Here is a 15,239-nt window from a genome sequence, read left to right as displayed (position 1 = left end):
ATGGATACCATTAAAGCAACAATCGATACCCGAAAATATCGTACCGAAATAACCTCTAAAACCGGCAATACACTTATCTCAGATGAACCGCAGGAAATAGGCGGAAAAAATTTAGGTTTTAGTCCGTTTGAACTTCTCGCTTCATCTCTGGCCTCCTGCACTTTAATTACATTGCGAATGTATATTGACCGCAAAGGCTGGGATGTTTCAGAGCTTACCATCTGGGTTGATTTTGATAAAAATGAAGAACATACCGTTTCTTTGTTTTCGACGAAAATCTTAATTACCGGAAATGTAGACGACACACAAAAACAGCGAATTTTGAAAATTGCAAACAGTTGTCCGGTTCATAAAACACTTGTAAACACAATTAAAATAGAAACTTCATTAGTATAAATAATCATGGAAATTCAACAAATAAACGATATCAGAAAAGGCTATTTTGAAGCCATCGAAGACGGAAAAGAAGCGGGAAAAATGACCTACACCTGGGCCGGGGATTCTAAATTCATCATCGATCATACAGAAGTCAACGAAGATTTCAGCGGAAAAGGGGTTGGCAAAAAACTCCTGATGGCTACTGTAGACTATGCGAGAAATAATAATCTGAAAATCATTCCGCTTTGCCCTTTCGCGAAAAGTGTTTTTGATAAGACGGGAGAAATTCGTGATGTGCTTTTTTCCTGAAGGGTCAAAGTGGCAGAGTTGCAAAGGGTCAAAGGTTTTTTAGCTCCTGAGGTTCTGAGTTGCTGAGGTTCTAAGGTTTTATTTTAGACGCACTGATGTGCGTCTTTTTTTGTTTTTAGGTGAAGTATTGCTGTACAACTTGGCGAACTTTGCGTTTAAATTTACTCCATGTTAAAAAAAACCTTGCGCTCTTTGCGGTTAAACTCCTGCCAATTTCAATCCGCATTTTCAAATGTCCTCAAAATCCATTACATTTGCATGTAATTTAAATCTAGACTATGACGAGGATAATTACACTTTTCTGTTTTTTTATAGCGCAAATTGGCTTTTCTCAATCAGCTGAACGTTATTTAGAAAAAGTCAGAAACAATGAAGCACTCTCCACTGCTTTTTTTCAACAAATGCCCAAAGGAGGCGATTTACACCATCATTTTTCAGGATCCATTTATGCGGAACCTCTTCTGGAAAGAGCCATTGCAGCAGATTTTTACCTGAATTTAGAAACGATGGAAGTTTCCAAAACAAAACCTGGGAAAGGAAACTGGGAGACATTTTCTTCTCTTAAAAATAACGGAAAACTGGAATTCTACAAACAGCAGGTGATGCAAACCTGGTCTGCTAAAGATTACAACGGTGTGTCTGTTCCTTCTGACGATTTGTTTTTTGATTCCTTTGATAAATTTTTCCCCACCATTGACGGGCATTTTGCAGAAGGCATGCTGGAACTAAAAAAACGTGCTGTTGCTGAAAATGTAAGTTATATCGAAACACAATTATCTATAATTCCCTGTGACATGAATGTTTCCGATTTAACTGATTTTAATACTAAACTTCGTCAGGCCGCGGCACAAAAAGACGAAAAAGCAGTTCTGAAATATTTAGATGAATTGTACAAATCCCTACAGCAAAAAGATGCTAAAAAATACGCCGAAGATTTCAATACCTACTTTATAGCAAAACTGCACAAGGACCTGAAAATTGACGATGACCACTTCACCATGCGTTATCAAAATTTTGTGCTTCGTTTTATGGAACCGGTAGATTTATTTAAAAATCTGGTTATCGCTTTTATTTCTGCTAATGAAAGTAAATTGGTCGCCGGTGTCAATATTGTTTCTCCTGAACATGGCGAAAATTCAATGAAAGATTACTGGCTTCACATGGTGATGTTTAAATATTGCCATTCAAAATTTGCCGATGTAAAATATACGCTGCATGCGGGAGAATTAACGCTGGGATTAGTACAACCGGAGGATTTAACCTGGCATATCAACGATGCGGTTTATGTTGCAGGAGCCAACAGAATCGGGCACGGAGTTGACATTGCTTACGAAGCCAATTCCTATGATTTGTTGCGTTACATGGCAAAAAATACGATTCCGATTGAAATTAACCTGACCAGCAACGAATTCATCTTAAAAGTTAAAGAAAACAGACATCCCTTTTCACTTTACAAGGAATTCAATGTGCCAATCGTAATCAGCACAGACGACGCCGGTATTTTAAGAACAAACATGACCGAACAATATGTATTACTGGCAAAAAGATATCCGGATGTGACGTATGCGACGATCAAACAATATGTTTACAACAGCATAAACTACAGCTTTATTCAGGATGCTTCGGTAAAAAAACAATTACTGAAAGATCTGGACGCAAGATTCAAAACTTTTGAAGAGAAATTTTCTAAAAACTAATAAAAATAAAATCTGCCTGATCTGCTAAATCTGCGAGAAAAAAATAGCTCCCGCAGATTTAGCAGATCAGGCAGATAGAAATAATTTGTAACATGATTCTGGAAGCCGTTTTTCTTTTTATAAAACCCGAATTAGCAAATCAGTTTGAAGCTGATTTTGCCAAGGCAAGTCAGTTTATTTCTTCTATTGATGGCTATTTAGGTCATCGTTTGGAGAAATGTCTTGAAGCCGAAAATAAATATCTTTTATTAGTGGACTGGAACACGCTTGAAGATCATACGGAAGGCTTCAGAAATTCTGAAGCGTATTTAGAATGGAAGAAAATTCTCCATTATTATTATGAGCCGTTTCCGGTTGTAGAGCATTTTGAAACTGTTTTTAAGAATAAAAAGCAGATCGTTAAATAGTACACCGATTTTACAGATGAAACGGATTATTACAGATTCCCTTTTTTAAATTTGTAGTCATTTGTGTAATTCGTGGCAAAATTTTTAATCAATGAACATCAAACTTATCGCCATTGGCAAAACGGACAATAAATCGCTTCAAACCCTGATTGACGATTATACCAAACGTCTGTCTTTTTATATCAAATTTGATCTGGAAATTATTCCGGATATCAAAAACGTAAGGAATTTGTCCGAGAGTCAGCAAAAGGAAAAAGAAGGTGAACTAATTCTGTCCAAATTAACGCCAACCGATCAGTTGATTTTACTGGATGAAAACGGAAAGAACTTTTCCAGCGTTGGTTTTTCGGAAGAATTGCAAAAGAAAATGAACTCCGGAATCAAAACGCTTGTTTTTGTAATCGGCGGTCCTTACGGATTTTCAGATATGGTTTACAGCAAAGCACAGGGTAAAATTTCGCTTTCACTAATGACGTTTTCACATCAGATGGTACGTTTGTTTTTTATCGAGCAGCTGTACCGCGGATTTACAATTTTAAGGAATGAACCTTATCATCATCAATAAAAAGTTTTTGTTTCAGGTTTTCTTTGTTTCAGGTTTAAAAAACGAATTCTTCTTCTTCATTTATAAAAACAAATGGAATCTTTTTATCAATTATAGTTTTTACTAAGATTTTACATTGAATGTAATCCCCGTACGTCATGTTTTTATCGTACGAAAATTTAATTTCAGCTTTCGGATTGATTACTAAACTATCTAAAAATGGCTTTAAATTATTTTTAGGAAAATCATATATCTTTCTACCGCTATATTGTATTAGCCCATTCTTTTTAAAATACAACTGACTTCTATTATTGGCAATTTCCATTTTATAATACACTTTCGTGAATGGCAAAAAGGCTAAATTCTTTCCAACCGAATCAGCGTACGAATAATAGTTTTCGGCTTTTTCGTTTTTATGGGCCTTCTCTGCCCGCTTTTTTTCCTGAAGTTTCATTACTTCCGGAATGACTAGTTTTAAAGGCAGGCGTTTGTCAATATTGAAAATCCAATTGGTAGAAATGATGCTGTTTTTCCGGTTCACATCGGCAATTGTATCTTTGCCATCCGTTTTAAAAAAGATATAAATCGGAGAAAGATCTTCTACGTTTTTAACAATTGAAAGGTTTGCTTTTGGAAGTAAAACGTCTTTTTTTTCTTCACAGGAAAAAAGAATACAAACAATAATCAGACTAAAGTATTTCATAAAAACTACACTTTAAAATTAATGAACTTAAACAGGTTTAAATCGCTCTCTGGATGTGATTTCTCCTTCGTCGAAATGACAAACCAATGAATTTTTCTATCTACAGACTCATTTTATTAAACAACGTAACACATTCCATGGCTTCTTTTACATCATGAACACGAAGGATTTTAGCCCCTTTTGTCAAAGCAATTGTGTTGATCACCGTGGTGCCATTTAAAGCTTCCTGCGCTGTAATATTCAGTGTTTTATAAATCATTGACTTTCTTGATATTCCTGCCAAAACGGGCAATTCTAACACATTAAAAAGCTCCATCTTTTGAAGCACCTCATAATTCTGTTCCGTAGTTTTGGCGAATCCGAACCCCGGATCCAGAATCAGATCATTGATTCCGAGACTTCTGGCTTTTGCTACTTTTTCGGAAAAATAAAACAGCATCTCTTTTACAATATCATCATATTCTGTCATGGTCTGCATCGTCTGTGGGTTTCCACGCATGTGCATCATGATGTACGGAACATTGTATTTTGCAATTACGTCAAACATTTTATCGTCTAAGCCTCCCGCGGCAATATCGTTTATAATCGCAGCGCCGCTTTCAATACTTGCGTTGGCTACTTCTGCCCTGAAAGTATCAATCGAAAGCAGTGTCTCCGGAAAGTGTTTTAGAATTATTTCAATAGCAGGAACAATACGGGCAATTTCCTCCTGTTCGGGAACAAATTCGGCACCAGGTCTCGTAGAATAAGCGCCAATATCTATAAATGTTGCGCCTTCGGTTAAAATTTTGCCCGCGCGCGTGACAATCTCATATTCATTTTTATATTTTCCGCCATCAAAAAAAGAATCCGGCGTGACATTCATAACTCCCATCACTTTAGGGGTCGATAAATCAATCAGTTGGCCTTTGCAGTTAATTAACATTTTGTTTGAAATTTTTATTTGTTTCAGGTTTCAAGTTATCCGATATTGCAAGTTCTATTTTAAAAACTTGAAACAAAGAAAACCTTAAACTTGAAACTCTTTAATTTTATCCTTATTTTTGAAGAAATTTAAGCAAATATACAGCAATAAATGAAGAATACTTCCTTAGAATATGATAATGTAGTCTCGGTTTGCCGTACCTTATTTATCAATAAAATGAAAGATTACGGCAGTGCATGGCGCATTCTGAGACTGCCATCCCTTACGGATCAGATTTTTATAAAAGCACAACGCATCAGAAGTTTACAGGAAAATGAAATCCGTAAAGTCGATGAGGACGAAAAAGGGGAATTTATCGGAATCATTAATTATTCTATCATGGCTTTGATCCAGCTGGAATTAGGTGTTGTGGATCAGCCGGATCTGGATGTAGAAAAAGCAACCGAACTGTACGACGCTAAAATTAAACTGACCAAAGAATTAATGGAAGCCAAAAATCATGATTACGGTGAGGCCTGGCGTGAAATGCGCGTCAGTTCACTTACTGACCTGATCCTGCAAAAACTCCTTCGTGTCAAACAAATTGAAGACAATAAAGGCAAAACATTAGTTTCTGAAGGGATTGATGCCAATTATCAGGACATGATCAATTACTCGGTTTTTGCTTTGATTTTAAATCCAATGAAATAAAAAATTCCAAATCCCAAATTCCAAATCCCGGCCTTAGGGGGAATCTGAAGAAATTGGAATTTAAATTAAACTATACTTATGAAAAACATCATTACCCAATTCTCAAGACTTTTTGTCGGCGTATTATTTATCATTTCGGGATTAATTAAACTCAATGATCCGGTTGGTTTCTCCTATAAACTGGCAGAATACTTTAGTGAACCGGTTTTCAATATGCCTTTTTTAGAGCCGCTGGCTTTAGGATTAGCAATATTTTTAGTGATTTTAGAGGTGGTTCTAGGAGTAATGCTATTAGTAGGCTACAAAGCAAAAGCAACGATTTGGTTTTTATTACTATTGATCGTTTTCTTTACCTTCCTCACCTTCTACTCTGCTTATTTTGACGTAGTGAAGGATTGTGGCTGCTTCGGAGACGCTTTACACCTTACACCGTGGCAATCGTTTACAAAAGATATTGTTTTGCTGTTCTTTATTTTGATTTTATTCTTCAATAAAAAATTGGTTAAACCTTTATTTTCTAAGCTGGTAACCAATAGCATCACTTTAATAAGCGTGGTTTTGTGTGTGTTTATGGCGGTTTGGGTATTAAATCACAATCCAATTAAGGATTTCCGTCCTTTCAAAGTTGGAAACAACATCGAGGAAGGAATGAAAATTCCCGACGGCGCTCCAAAATCGGTGGTTGAAATGATTTTTATCTACAAAGTAAACGGAGTGGATAAAGAATTTACCGAAAAAGAGTTAGCCAATATTCCTGCAGGGGCCACTTTCGTGGACAGAAAAGATAAAGTAATCACGGAAGGTTATGTACCGCCTATTCATGATTTTACAATGGTAAAAGACGATTCTGATTATAAAGAAGAATTGCTGAAAGAACCGAAATTAGTGATTTTTGTGACCTACGATTTAAATTTATCAAATCCAGAAGGAATGAAAAAACTGGAAAAAGTAAATCAGGAAGCCAAAGCAAAAGGCTATAAAGTAATTGCAATGACGGCTTCGGGGCCTGATGAAATTGCCAAAGCCAAAAAACAATACGGTTTAAATGTTGATTTCTATTTCTGTGATGCAACGGCTTTAAAAACGATCGAAAGAGCTAATCCAAGTATCGTAGTTTTACATAAAGGAACTATAGTGCAGAAAGTACATTACAACGATGTTGATGATTTAAAATTATCGGATGTCGCCTACAGTCTTTAAAAAATAATAAACCTTATAATAAGCGCCAATATTCTAGATTTTTAGATGTATTGGCGCTTTTTTTACATCTGTAATAATAATGACAATTAAAAAAATTACCAACGAAGAACTCAAAACTTATTAATTCTAATCATGAGAAATTACTCCTATCTTCTTTTCCTTTTTCTAATTCTATCTTGTAACAAAAAAGAAGATCAGATTCGGGAGATTAATGCAAATAAATTTCAACTCAATAAAGTTGTTCATGATTCTTTGACTCAAGAACAAATTGAAAAAATAAAAACCATTCACGATGTTTTTGCAGAAGTAGACAAAAGCAGTTTAGAGCAAACTATAACCGATTTCAAGAGAGATTTACATCCTGATAACGAGATAAAAATATGGTTACAAATGGCTAAAGCCTACGAGGGGTATCTTAGTAAAAACAAAAAAAGTATAGAGGAAAAAAGGGAAATTTTTAAATTAATTTTATTACGATCAACCCAGAGTAGTGAAGAAACTATCCATAGTATAGACTTAGAATATTTAAGTAAAAAAGATGCAGAAGAAGTTTTAAGTTTTTATACTAATACTCCAAAACCACTAAAAGTAGCACAATAAATAATGGTGATTTAAAATTTTAAGATATATCCCAATTCAACTTAAACCATCATGAAAAAACCATTTCAATCCATTACTTTTTTACTGATCATCCTTTCCTGCATTTTAGGTTATTCCCAGACAACAACAAAAAACACCGAACAGGCATATATCTTTTTCCTGCACAATAAATTTATTGAAGAGCACGATTTGAGCGAAGCGCATTCGGAATATGGCAGAGCGGAATACAATGAAATCCTTAATTCTTTTAAGGCCGATAATTTTATCGTTTTTAGCGAAAAAAGGAAAAAGAACACCAATGCGGCCGAGTATGCAGAAAAAGTGGTTAAACAAATTCACAAACTACTAAAAAAAGGAATTAAGCCCAATAAAATTACCATCATCGGAACTTCAAAAGGGGGGTACATTGCACAATATGTTTCGACTTATCTGGCAAATCCTGATGTGAATTTTGTTTTTATAGGCTGCTTTCGGGATATCGATATTCAGGAAATTCCGGATATCAATTTCTGTGGAAACATTCTGACTATTTATGAAAAATCAGATGTTTTGGGCGTCTCGGCCGTTAAGCGAAAAGAAACTTCAAAACTAAAAGTGAATCATTTCAGGGAAATCGAATTAAATACCAATTTAAAACACGGCTTTTTATACAAAGCTTTAGAGGAATGGATTGTTCCCTGTAAAAAATGGGCCAACGGAAATTATGATCTGAATTGATAACCGGGCATTAAAAAAAGGAAATCAGCGGCTTTTTTTTTAAGTTTTTAAATGCTTAAAAAGTAAAGAAACATCATTTTTCTGCCGATGTAAAAATCTTCCGGCTGAATTTTATTTAAAATTTGAATTTTTCTAACGAACTATTACGATTTCAGACTCTTTTTTTTAACCGAAATTTCCTATTTTGTGATAAAATAAGACCGTGTTCAAATTTTGTTAATCTCCATTTGGCATTCAATTTCTTTGTTTAACTTTGTGAATTCAGTATTGAAATAAAATTTTATAATCCTACTATGAAACAAATAGCGCTGCTCTTTATTGCCATTATTACATTTTCATGCTCACAGGCTCAGAAAACAAGTTTTTCCAAAGAAGCCTTATCTGAAAAATTATCAGCGACTGATGGAAGCCAGATTGCTTTTAAAAACATATTAAAAAAATACAAAGGAAAAACTTTGGTTATAGAAGTTTGGGCTTCTTGGTGTGGCGATTGCGTAAAAGCAATGCCAAAAGTAAAAGAACTGCAAGCGAATAATCCTGATGTTTCTTATTTGTTCCTTTCTGCTGACAAAACAGCTGATAAATGGAAAATCGGAATTGAAAAACACGAACTAAAAGGGGATCATTTTATGATGAATGACGGCATGAAAGGTCTTTTCGGAAAAGCAATCGACTTAGACTGGATTCCGAGATATATTATTGTGGACAAAAAAGGCAAAATTGTTTTATACAGAGCTATCGAAACCGACTTTGATAAAATCAACGCTACTTTACAAGGATTAAAATAAGCGCAATAAAAATTGCCATTTCACCTAAACAAAAATTAAAAGAATAATAAAAACTACCAAAATGAGAAAAAAGATTGTTGCAGGAAACTGGAAAATGCATAAAAATGCCGCACAAACTGAGGAATTATTAAACGAATTAATTACCAAAATACCGGCACAAACTACCGCTCAGGTAATTGTTGCACCAACATTCGTAAACTTACAGGCAGCTGTTGCCAAAGTAAAAAACACTACAATTAGTGTTGCTGCACAAAACGTTCACCAGGCTGAAGGCGGTGCTTTTACAGGAGAAATTTCTGCAGACATGTTAACCAGCATTGGTGTAAACACCGTAATTCTGGGTCACTCAGAGCGCAGAGCATTTTTTCATGAAACAGATGCTTTAATCGCGAGTAAAGTAGATACTGCGCTGAAACATGATTTAACTGTTATTTTCTGTTTTGGAGAAGAATTAAAAGACCGTCAGTCTGATAACCATTTCAACATTGTTGAAAACCAATTACGTGACGGATTATTTCATATCGCAAAAGAATCATGGTCTAAAATTGTTTTAGCTTACGAGCCGGTTTGGGCAATCGGAACAGGAGAAACTGCTTCTCCGGAGCAGGCACAGGAAATGCACGAATTCATCAGAGAAGTGGTACGTAAAGCTTTTGGAGCAGAAATTGCTGACGAAGTTTCCATTTTATACGGTGGTTCTGTAAAACCGGATAACGCTAAAGAAATCTTTGGAAAACCAGACGTAGACGGTGGTTTAATCGGAGGGGCTGCTTTAAAAGCAGAGGACTTCTTAGCTATTGTAACTGCAATCTAATTTTAGATTTATATAAAAATCAAAAGCGGTACTTCGGTATCGCTTTTTTTTAGGTCTAAAAATTAATAACGTTCTGCCGGATTTGTAAACAACTTCTGCTTTGGATTCTTACCTTTGCAAAAAAAATCAGTTATGTCGAATATATATTTAGGATACCATTTTACCATTGAACCCAAAGAACCGGGTTCAGAAATTTTAATTGCAGAATTAGGCGAGAAAGCGTTTGAGACTTTTACAGAAACAGAAAACGGAATTTCGGCTTTTGTGAAAAAAGATTTGTGGGATGAGAATATCCTGAATGACATTTATATTTTAGAATCAGAAGAATTTAAAATTGAATATACTGTTGAAGAAATCGATCAGGTAAACTGGAATGAAGAATGGGAAAAGAATTTTGAAGCCATTGATGTGGATGGAAAATGCCACGTTCGTGCTCCTTTTCATGAAAAAACCAACGCTGAGTTTGATATTATTATCGAACCAAAGATGAGTTTCGGAACAGGCCATCACGAAACAACGCATATGATGATTCAGCATTTGCTTGAAACGGATGTGAAAGGTTTGAAAACACTGGATATGGGTTGCGGAACAGCGATTCTTGCAATTTTAGCTGAAATGAAAGGCGCACAGCCAATCGATGCTATCGATATCGACAACTGGTGTTACCTGAATTCGATCGAAAATGCAGAACGCAATAATTGTAAACATATTACCGTTTATGAAGGCGATGCTGCGCTATTGGCCGGTAAAAAATACGATTTGATCATAGCGAATATCAACCGTAACATTTTGTTAAACGATATGCAGGCTTATGTAGATTGTTTAAATCCAAAAGGGACTTTATTGTTAAGCGGTTTTTATGAAGAAGACATTCCGTTTATTGATGCTTCCTGCACCGAAAAAGGTTTGACATATGTTAAAAAATTTCAAAGAAACAACTGGGTTTCATTAAAATACGTAAATTAGATAGCTAATTATCTAAAATTTAATTGCCTGCAGATTAAACTGATCATACAGATTAAAGCCGATTTAGCTTTTTAAAAGTGGCTTATCGGTAAATCTTTTGATAAAGAAAAATAGTAATTACAACAGTACAAAAACTTAAAAAAAAATGAGTACTAAAGAAAAAGTAAGAGAAAGAGTCCGGGAAAAAGAAGCTACGGCTTTCAATAACGAAATCATTGTTTACAACGACGATGTAAACACTTTTGATCATGTAATTGATACTTTAATGCGCGTTTGCAGTCATACGCCCGAACAAGCAGAACAGTGTTCCCTAATCGTACATTACAACGGAAAATGCACCGTAAAGACGGGTCCAATGGACAAACTGAAACCGCAGTGCACGCAACTTCTGGAAGCTGGTTTAAGCGCTGAAATTGTTTAAACTGAGAATATTTTAAAAAACATTCAATTTTATCTATATTTGATTAAAATTGAATGTTTTTTTTATGGAAGAATATGGAAAAATATTAATTATTGCCACACCTGTTTTTTTAGTATTAATCATAATCGAAAAAATATATGGCATTTACAAAAAGAACGATACCGCACCTTTAATAGACAGCGTATCGAGCATTAGTTCAGGAATTACCAATTCGGTAAAAGATGTTTTAGGACTGAGCCTTACTTTTATTTCCTATGAATGGCTCGTTTCTAAAATTGCCCTTTATCATCTGGAAGCTAACGTCCTCTCTTACTGCATTGCCTTTTTTGTGATCGATTTTTATGGCTACTGGAGTCACCGGTTAGCGCATCAGATTAATTTCCTCTGGAACAAACATGCAATACATCACAGCAGCGAGGAATTTAATTTAGCCTGTGCACTGCGACAGCCTATTGCAAGCTTAGTCAATTTATTTACTTTTTTACTGATTCCTGCGGCTTTGCTGGGCGTTCCTGCTACCGTCATTGCGATTACCCTTCCGCTTCATTTATTTTTACAATTTTGGTATCATACCAAGCACATCAAAAAAATGGGTTTTATTGAACACATTTTGGTAACTCCCTCCCATCATCGGGTACATCATGCCATAAATCCCGAATATTTAGACAAAAATCATTCGCAGATCTTTATTTTCTGGGATAAGCTTTTTGGTACTTTCCAGGAAGAATTAGATAATGTTCCCCCTGTGTTCGGAATAACGAGACCAGCCAATACCTGGAACCCCATCCGGATCAACTTTCAACATTTGACTTTACTGATTAAAGACGCCTGGCGTGCTCCAAAATGGAAAGACAAACTTACCATCTGGTTTAAACCAACAGGCTGGCGTCCGGAAAATTTCGAAGAATTATTTCCTGTAAACAAAATCGAAAATGTTTTTGAGTTTGAAAAATACGGAACACAAAATTCCCAAAAATTGATTTATTGGTCGGTTGCACAGGTCTTACTGACACTTTTGTTTGTCACTTATTTATTTGATAATATTGCCAAAATTGGTTTGCCGAATATCTTTCTTTACGGCTTTTTTATTCTGGTGACGATTTACAGTTACAGTGAGCTTATGGACAAAAGTAAGTATGCTGCTTTCTGGGAAGGTTTTCGTTTTGTAACAGCGATTGGAATAATTTCTTATTATGGCGACTGGTTTGGACTGAACACTATTTTTCCTTTTGCCAATTATGTTATTATGGCTTATTTGACTTTCTCCTTTTTTGTTTCGGTATATTTTGTTTCTGTCGATTTTAAAACTGCCCAAAATCAACTTATTCATTCATAATCCCCCAGCCTGCTATGAAAACTACTTTATTTCTTAAAATCTATATTGGTTTCAGTATTGTTTACCTGTTGCTTTTACTTTTAGGATATGAAAACTTTGATCTTTTCTTAAAACCAATCCTGATTCCTTTGTTAGGATTTTCTGTTTATCTTCATAAAAAATTTCCAGCCAAAAATATCGTTCTAAGCGCCCTCCTATTTTCCTGGATCGGTGATGTCATTTTACTTTTTGCAGATATAGACGAGATCTATTTTATTCTTGGATTGGTTGCTTTTCTTATTTCCCATGTTATTTATACTGTTCTTTTTAATAAACAAACCAAAACCCGTTCTAAAAAAAACAAAGCTGCTTTTTTAATTGGGAGCCTTGTAATTGCAGGTTATTTAATCGGCATGTTATCCCTTTTATTACCAACTTTAGGAGATCTGAAAATTCCTGTAATTGTTTATGCAACCGTAATTTCGTTAATGTTATTATTTGCATTCAATGGATTTTTAACCTGGAAAAGACCCGGAAATCAGTACGTTTTTAGCGGTGCGGTCGTCTTTGTGGCCTCCGATAGTATTTTGGCAGTGAATAAATTTTACATTCCAATTGAAAAAAGTTCTTTTTTCATCATGTTAACCTATCTTGTGGCACAATATCTGATTGTAACTGGTATTTTAAAATTGAATTCAAATGGGAATGTGAAAGCCGCGAATCTGAAGATTTAAAATTTAATTTACAGATTTTAGTTCACTCTTTTCTTAATGCAGATTATTTTAAAAACCGTTTTTACAGCTTACATTTGTACTACAAAACACACATTAACATGAAAAAAACAGCTCTGTTTATCGTTTTGCTTCTTTCGGTAACTTCTTGTATCAGTACCAAATCGACTTTGAAAAATGTAGATGACAATGCTCCGGATTTAGTTTTGAAAAAAGACAATACGTTTGTCATTACGTTATTCAGCAATGATAAAAAATACGGTTATGATCCGGATTATCCTGTGAATATTTTTTACCGAAATACCAAAGATGAAGCGTTGAACGAAACCCGTTTTTTAAATGCGCTGGCCGGACCAAACGGAGAAAAGATTACCTACACCCGATTGGAAACCTGTTGTCCTTTCCCTACCAAAAGAAGCGATATGGGGGCCGGATTCCTGAATGTTTATGAACTGAAATGGGACGGACAAAAGAAACCTATAAAACTGTACCTGAACGTTTATGAAAAAGGAATTTTAATGGTTCCGATGGGATTGCGTTTGAAAAAAGAATAATCCTTAAATAGCATGATTAAAACCAAAACTACTTTTTTAATTTGCATCTTTTTATTGGTTCTTTTATTTCCTTATTCCATTTTAGATCTGAATTCTGATTTTTTATCTTCAGTCGTACCCGGTTGGCATACCAGGATTTACCCTGTGGCAACGTTGATTAAATTCATTATTTTATTAATTGTAGCTTTTTATTATTGGAAACTTTCAAAAGTCATAAATGAGATAAATTTTAAAAAGTTTGTTATCTATTTTTTATTAACCTTTCCGGGAGTTTTAATTACAAAACTGGATCTTTTTGATCTTTTCAATTTTAGTTCAAACGATCATGAGAACTTTATGAGACAAATCAAAATTATTGTTTTTATTAAAATTTTTACGAATGTTTTATTTTTTACGGGACAAATTTTGTTCTCAATTTACTATAAAAAACAAATCATGAAATTAACTTAAATTCTCATAATTCCACTAAAATTATGTCCTGATAAAAATGGAAATCAGTTTTTTTAAGAAAATCAGTTTTTTCAGGGAAAAATACCGCAATGAACAACACTCCGGATAGCGATCAGTGGTCATAAAAAAAACTTAAATCTTCATCTGCGATTCATAAATCATAACTACCTTTGCACAGTCAAAAAAATCATACTATGAACATACAACATATTCCACAAATTAAGCATACTGACAGCGGAAATTTCTTTTTACTAGCCGGGCCCTGTGCCATTGAAGGAGAAGAAATGGCGCTTAGAATTGCTGAAAAATTAGTTGGTATTACCGACAAACTTCAGATCCCTTATGTTTTTAAAGGATCCTTTAAAAAAGCAAACCGTTCCCGAATTGATAGCTTTTCAGGAATTGGTGATGAAAAAGCATTAAAAATTTTAAGAAAAGTTTCAGAGACTTTTCATATTCCTACCGTAACAGATATTCATACCAATGAAGATGCTGAAATGGCAGCACAATATGTTGATGTTTTGCAAATCCCTGCTTTTCTGGTGCGTCAGACAGATTTAGTCGTGGCGGCTGCCAATACAGGAAAAGTGGTGAACCTGAAAAAAGGACAATTCATGAGTCCGGAAAGCATGAAACATGCCGTTCAGAAGGTATTAGACTGTAATAATGAGAATGTTATAGTTACAGATCGTGGAACGATGTTTGGCTACCAGGATATGATCGTTGATTACAGAGGCATCCCGACGATGCAGCAGTATGCTACTACGGTTCTGGATGTTACACATTCTTTACAGCAGCCAAATCAAACGGCTGGTGTTACGGGAGGAAGACCTGATATGATTGAAACTGTTGCCAAAGCCGGTATCGCAGTTGGAGTTGACGGTATTTTTATCGAAACTCATTTTGATCCTGCTAACGCAAAAAGTGATGGTGCCAACATGTTACATTTAGATTATTTTGAAGGTTTAATGACCAAATTGGTTGCCATTAGAAAAACAGTTAATTCATTCTAATTTTTAATACTATTTCA

19 protein-coding genes are annotated in these 15,239 nt (G+C 34.8%); 17 read left to right on the top strand and 2 right to left on the bottom strand.

Going from position 1 to position 15,239, the window contains the following annotated elements:
- The 5 genes from GJU43_RS15595 (at position 1) to rlmH (ending at position 3,356) form a co-directional block, all read left to right on the top strand.
- Entirely contained in the window at positions 1-396 is a 396-nt protein-coding gene (locus tag GJU43_RS15595) for an OsmC family protein (RefSeq protein ID WP_154341710.1), read from the top strand.
- A 6-nt stretch (positions 397-402) separates the two neighbouring features.
- Entirely contained in the window at positions 403-687 is a 285-nt protein-coding gene (locus tag GJU43_RS15590) for a GNAT family N-acetyltransferase (protein WP_154341708.1), read from the top strand.
- 278 nt (positions 688-965) lie between these two features.
- Positions 966-2,384 carry an adenosine deaminase gene (locus GJU43_RS15585; RefSeq protein ID WP_154341706.1) on the top strand — a complete coding sequence of 473 codons (1,419 nt, stop codon included), beginning with the start codon at positions 966-968 and terminating at the stop codon, positions 2,382-2,384.
- A gap of 92 nt (positions 2,385-2,476) precedes the next feature.
- Entirely contained in the window at positions 2,477-2,791 is a 315-nt protein-coding gene (locus tag GJU43_RS15580; protein ID WP_154341704.1) for an antibiotic biosynthesis monooxygenase, read from the top strand.
- A 91-nt stretch (positions 2,792-2,882) separates the two neighbouring features.
- Positions 2,883-3,356 (top strand): 23S rRNA (pseudouridine(1915)-N(3))-methyltransferase RlmH, encoded by a 474-nt coding sequence (rlmH, locus tag GJU43_RS15575; protein WP_154341703.1) that lies wholly within the window; start codon positions 2,883-2,885, stop codon positions 3,354-3,356.
- A gap of 34 nt (positions 3,357-3,390) precedes the next feature.
- Here rlmH and GJU43_RS15570 read toward each other — a convergent pair whose 3' ends face one another.
- Positions 3,391-4,038, bottom strand: a complete 648-nt coding sequence (locus tag GJU43_RS15570) for a hypothetical protein (protein WP_154341701.1) — start codon at positions 4,036-4,038, stop codon at positions 3,391-3,393.
- 100 nt (positions 4,039-4,138) lie between these two features.
- On the bottom strand, positions 4,139-4,963 hold the full coding sequence (folP, locus tag GJU43_RS15565; protein WP_154341699.1) for a dihydropteroate synthase: 825 nt from the start codon (positions 4,961-4,963) through the stop codon (positions 4,139-4,141).
- Positions 4,964-5,113: 150 nt separating this feature from the next.
- Here folP and GJU43_RS15560 point away from each other — a divergent pair, with 150 nt between their 5' ends.
- The 12 genes from GJU43_RS15560 (at position 5,114) to kdsA (ending at position 15,222) form a co-directional block, all read left to right on the top strand.
- The gene (locus GJU43_RS15560) at positions 5,114-5,653 is read left to right on the top strand and encodes a DUF1599 domain-containing protein (protein WP_154341697.1); all 540 of its coding nucleotides are present in this window, start codon (positions 5,114-5,116) and stop codon (positions 5,651-5,653) included.
- Positions 5,654-5,731: 78 nt separating this feature from the next.
- The gene (locus GJU43_RS15555; RefSeq protein WP_154341695.1) at positions 5,732-6,853 is read left to right on the top strand and encodes a BT_3928 family protein; all 1,122 of its coding nucleotides are present in this window, start codon (positions 5,732-5,734) and stop codon (positions 6,851-6,853) included.
- A 132-nt stretch (positions 6,854-6,985) separates the two neighbouring features.
- Positions 6,986-7,453, top strand: a complete 468-nt coding sequence (locus GJU43_RS15550; protein WP_154341693.1) for a hypothetical protein — start codon at positions 6,986-6,988, stop codon at positions 7,451-7,453.
- Between the two features lie 51 nt (positions 7,454-7,504).
- Positions 7,505-8,170, top strand: a complete 666-nt coding sequence (locus GJU43_RS15545; protein WP_154341691.1) for a YqiA/YcfP family alpha/beta fold hydrolase — start codon at positions 7,505-7,507, stop codon at positions 8,168-8,170.
- A 293-nt stretch (positions 8,171-8,463) separates the two neighbouring features.
- Positions 8,464-8,958 (top strand): TlpA disulfide reductase family protein, encoded by a 495-nt coding sequence (locus GJU43_RS15540; protein ID WP_154341689.1) that lies wholly within the window; start codon positions 8,464-8,466, stop codon positions 8,956-8,958.
- Positions 8,959-9,019: 61 nt separating this feature from the next.
- Positions 9,020-9,772: a triose-phosphate isomerase gene (tpiA, locus tag GJU43_RS15535; RefSeq protein WP_154341687.1), complete on the top strand. Its 753-nt coding sequence runs from the start codon at positions 9,020-9,022 to the stop codon at positions 9,770-9,772.
- Between the two features lie 132 nt (positions 9,773-9,904).
- Positions 9,905-10,738, top strand: a complete 834-nt coding sequence (prmA, locus tag GJU43_RS15530) for a 50S ribosomal protein L11 methyltransferase (RefSeq protein ID WP_154341686.1) — start codon at positions 9,905-9,907, stop codon at positions 10,736-10,738.
- Positions 10,739-10,883: 145 nt separating this feature from the next.
- Positions 10,884-11,159: an ATP-dependent Clp protease adaptor ClpS gene (locus tag GJU43_RS15525; protein ID WP_154341684.1), complete on the top strand. Its 276-nt coding sequence runs from the start codon at positions 10,884-10,886 to the stop codon at positions 11,157-11,159.
- Between the two features lie 64 nt (positions 11,160-11,223).
- Positions 11,224-12,495, top strand: a complete 1,272-nt coding sequence (locus tag GJU43_RS15520) for a sterol desaturase family protein (protein ID WP_154341682.1) — start codon at positions 11,224-11,226, stop codon at positions 12,493-12,495.
- Between the two features lie 14 nt (positions 12,496-12,509).
- Positions 12,510-13,208, top strand: coding sequence for a lysoplasmalogenase (locus tag GJU43_RS15515; protein WP_154341681.1), 699 nt, complete (start codon positions 12,510-12,512; stop codon positions 13,206-13,208).
- 98 nt (positions 13,209-13,306) lie between these two features.
- Complete coding sequence (locus GJU43_RS15510) at positions 13,307-13,759, top strand: 2-dehydro-3-deoxyphosphooctonate aldolase (RefSeq protein ID WP_154341679.1); 453 nt, start codon at positions 13,307-13,309, stop codon at positions 13,757-13,759.
- 644 nt (positions 13,760-14,403) lie between these two features.
- On the top strand, positions 14,404-15,222 hold the full coding sequence (kdsA, locus tag GJU43_RS15505; RefSeq protein ID WP_154341677.1) for a 3-deoxy-8-phosphooctulonate synthase: 819 nt from the start codon (positions 14,404-14,406) through the stop codon (positions 15,220-15,222).
- Positions 15,223-15,239: the final 17 nt, after the last annotated feature.

Source organism: Flavobacterium sp. LC2016-23 (genome assembly GCF_009674775.1).
In the GTDB taxonomy this organism is placed as follows: Bacteria; Bacteroidota; Bacteroidia; order Flavobacteriales; family Flavobacteriaceae; genus Flavobacterium.
Note: the sequence above shows the minus strand (reverse complement) of the source record. Positions and strands in the feature narration are given on the sequence as shown.

Excerpts from the sequence above, each read along its gene's own strand:
- GJU43_RS15520 (WP_154341682.1), top strand. The coding sequence starts at position 11,224 with ATGGAAGAATATGGAAAAATATTAATTATTGCCACACCTGTTTTTTTA.
- folP (WP_154341699.1), bottom strand. The coding sequence starts at position 4,963 with ATGTTAATTAACTGCAAAGGCCAACTGATTGATTTATCGACCCCTAAA.
- GJU43_RS15515 (WP_154341681.1), top strand. The coding sequence starts at position 12,510 with ATGAAAACTACTTTATTTCTTAAAATCTATATTGGTTTCAGTATTGTT.
- GJU43_RS15585 (WP_154341706.1), top strand. The coding sequence starts at position 966 with ATGACGAGGATAATTACACTTTTCTGTTTTTTTATAGCGCAAATTGGC.
- prmA (WP_154341686.1), top strand. The coding sequence starts at position 9,905 with ATGTCGAATATATATTTAGGATACCATTTTACCATTGAACCCAAAGAA.
- kdsA (WP_154341677.1), top strand. The coding sequence starts at position 14,404 with ATGAACATACAACATATTCCACAAATTAAGCATACTGACAGCGGAAAT.
- GJU43_RS15545 (WP_154341691.1), top strand. The coding sequence starts at position 7,505 with ATGAAAAAACCATTTCAATCCATTACTTTTTTACTGATCATCCTTTCC.
- GJU43_RS15555 (WP_154341695.1), top strand. The coding sequence starts at position 5,732 with ATGAAAAACATCATTACCCAATTCTCAAGACTTTTTGTCGGCGTATTA.
- GJU43_RS15525 (WP_154341684.1), top strand. The coding sequence starts at position 10,884 with ATGAGTACTAAAGAAAAAGTAAGAGAAAGAGTCCGGGAAAAAGAAGCT.
- GJU43_RS15560 (WP_154341697.1), top strand. The coding sequence starts at position 5,114 with ATGAAGAATACTTCCTTAGAATATGATAATGTAGTCTCGGTTTGCCGT.
- GJU43_RS15550 (WP_154341693.1), top strand. The coding sequence starts at position 6,986 with ATGAGAAATTACTCCTATCTTCTTTTCCTTTTTCTAATTCTATCTTGT.
- GJU43_RS15570 (WP_154341701.1), bottom strand. The coding sequence starts at position 4,038 with ATGAAATACTTTAGTCTGATTATTGTTTGTATTCTTTTTTCCTGTGAA.
- GJU43_RS15580 (WP_154341704.1), top strand. The coding sequence starts at position 2,477 with ATGATTCTGGAAGCCGTTTTTCTTTTTATAAAACCCGAATTAGCAAAT.
- GJU43_RS15540 (WP_154341689.1), top strand. The coding sequence starts at position 8,464 with ATGAAACAAATAGCGCTGCTCTTTATTGCCATTATTACATTTTCATGC.
- GJU43_RS15510 (WP_154341679.1), top strand. The coding sequence starts at position 13,307 with ATGAAAAAAACAGCTCTGTTTATCGTTTTGCTTCTTTCGGTAACTTCT.
- GJU43_RS15590 (WP_154341708.1), top strand. The coding sequence starts at position 403 with ATGGAAATTCAACAAATAAACGATATCAGAAAAGGCTATTTTGAAGCC.
- tpiA (WP_154341687.1), top strand. The coding sequence starts at position 9,020 with ATGAGAAAAAAGATTGTTGCAGGAAACTGGAAAATGCATAAAAATGCC.
- GJU43_RS15595 (WP_154341710.1), top strand. The coding sequence starts at position 1 with ATGGATACCATTAAAGCAACAATCGATACCCGAAAATATCGTACCGAA.
- rlmH (WP_154341703.1), top strand. The coding sequence starts at position 2,883 with ATGAACATCAAACTTATCGCCATTGGCAAAACGGACAATAAATCGCTT.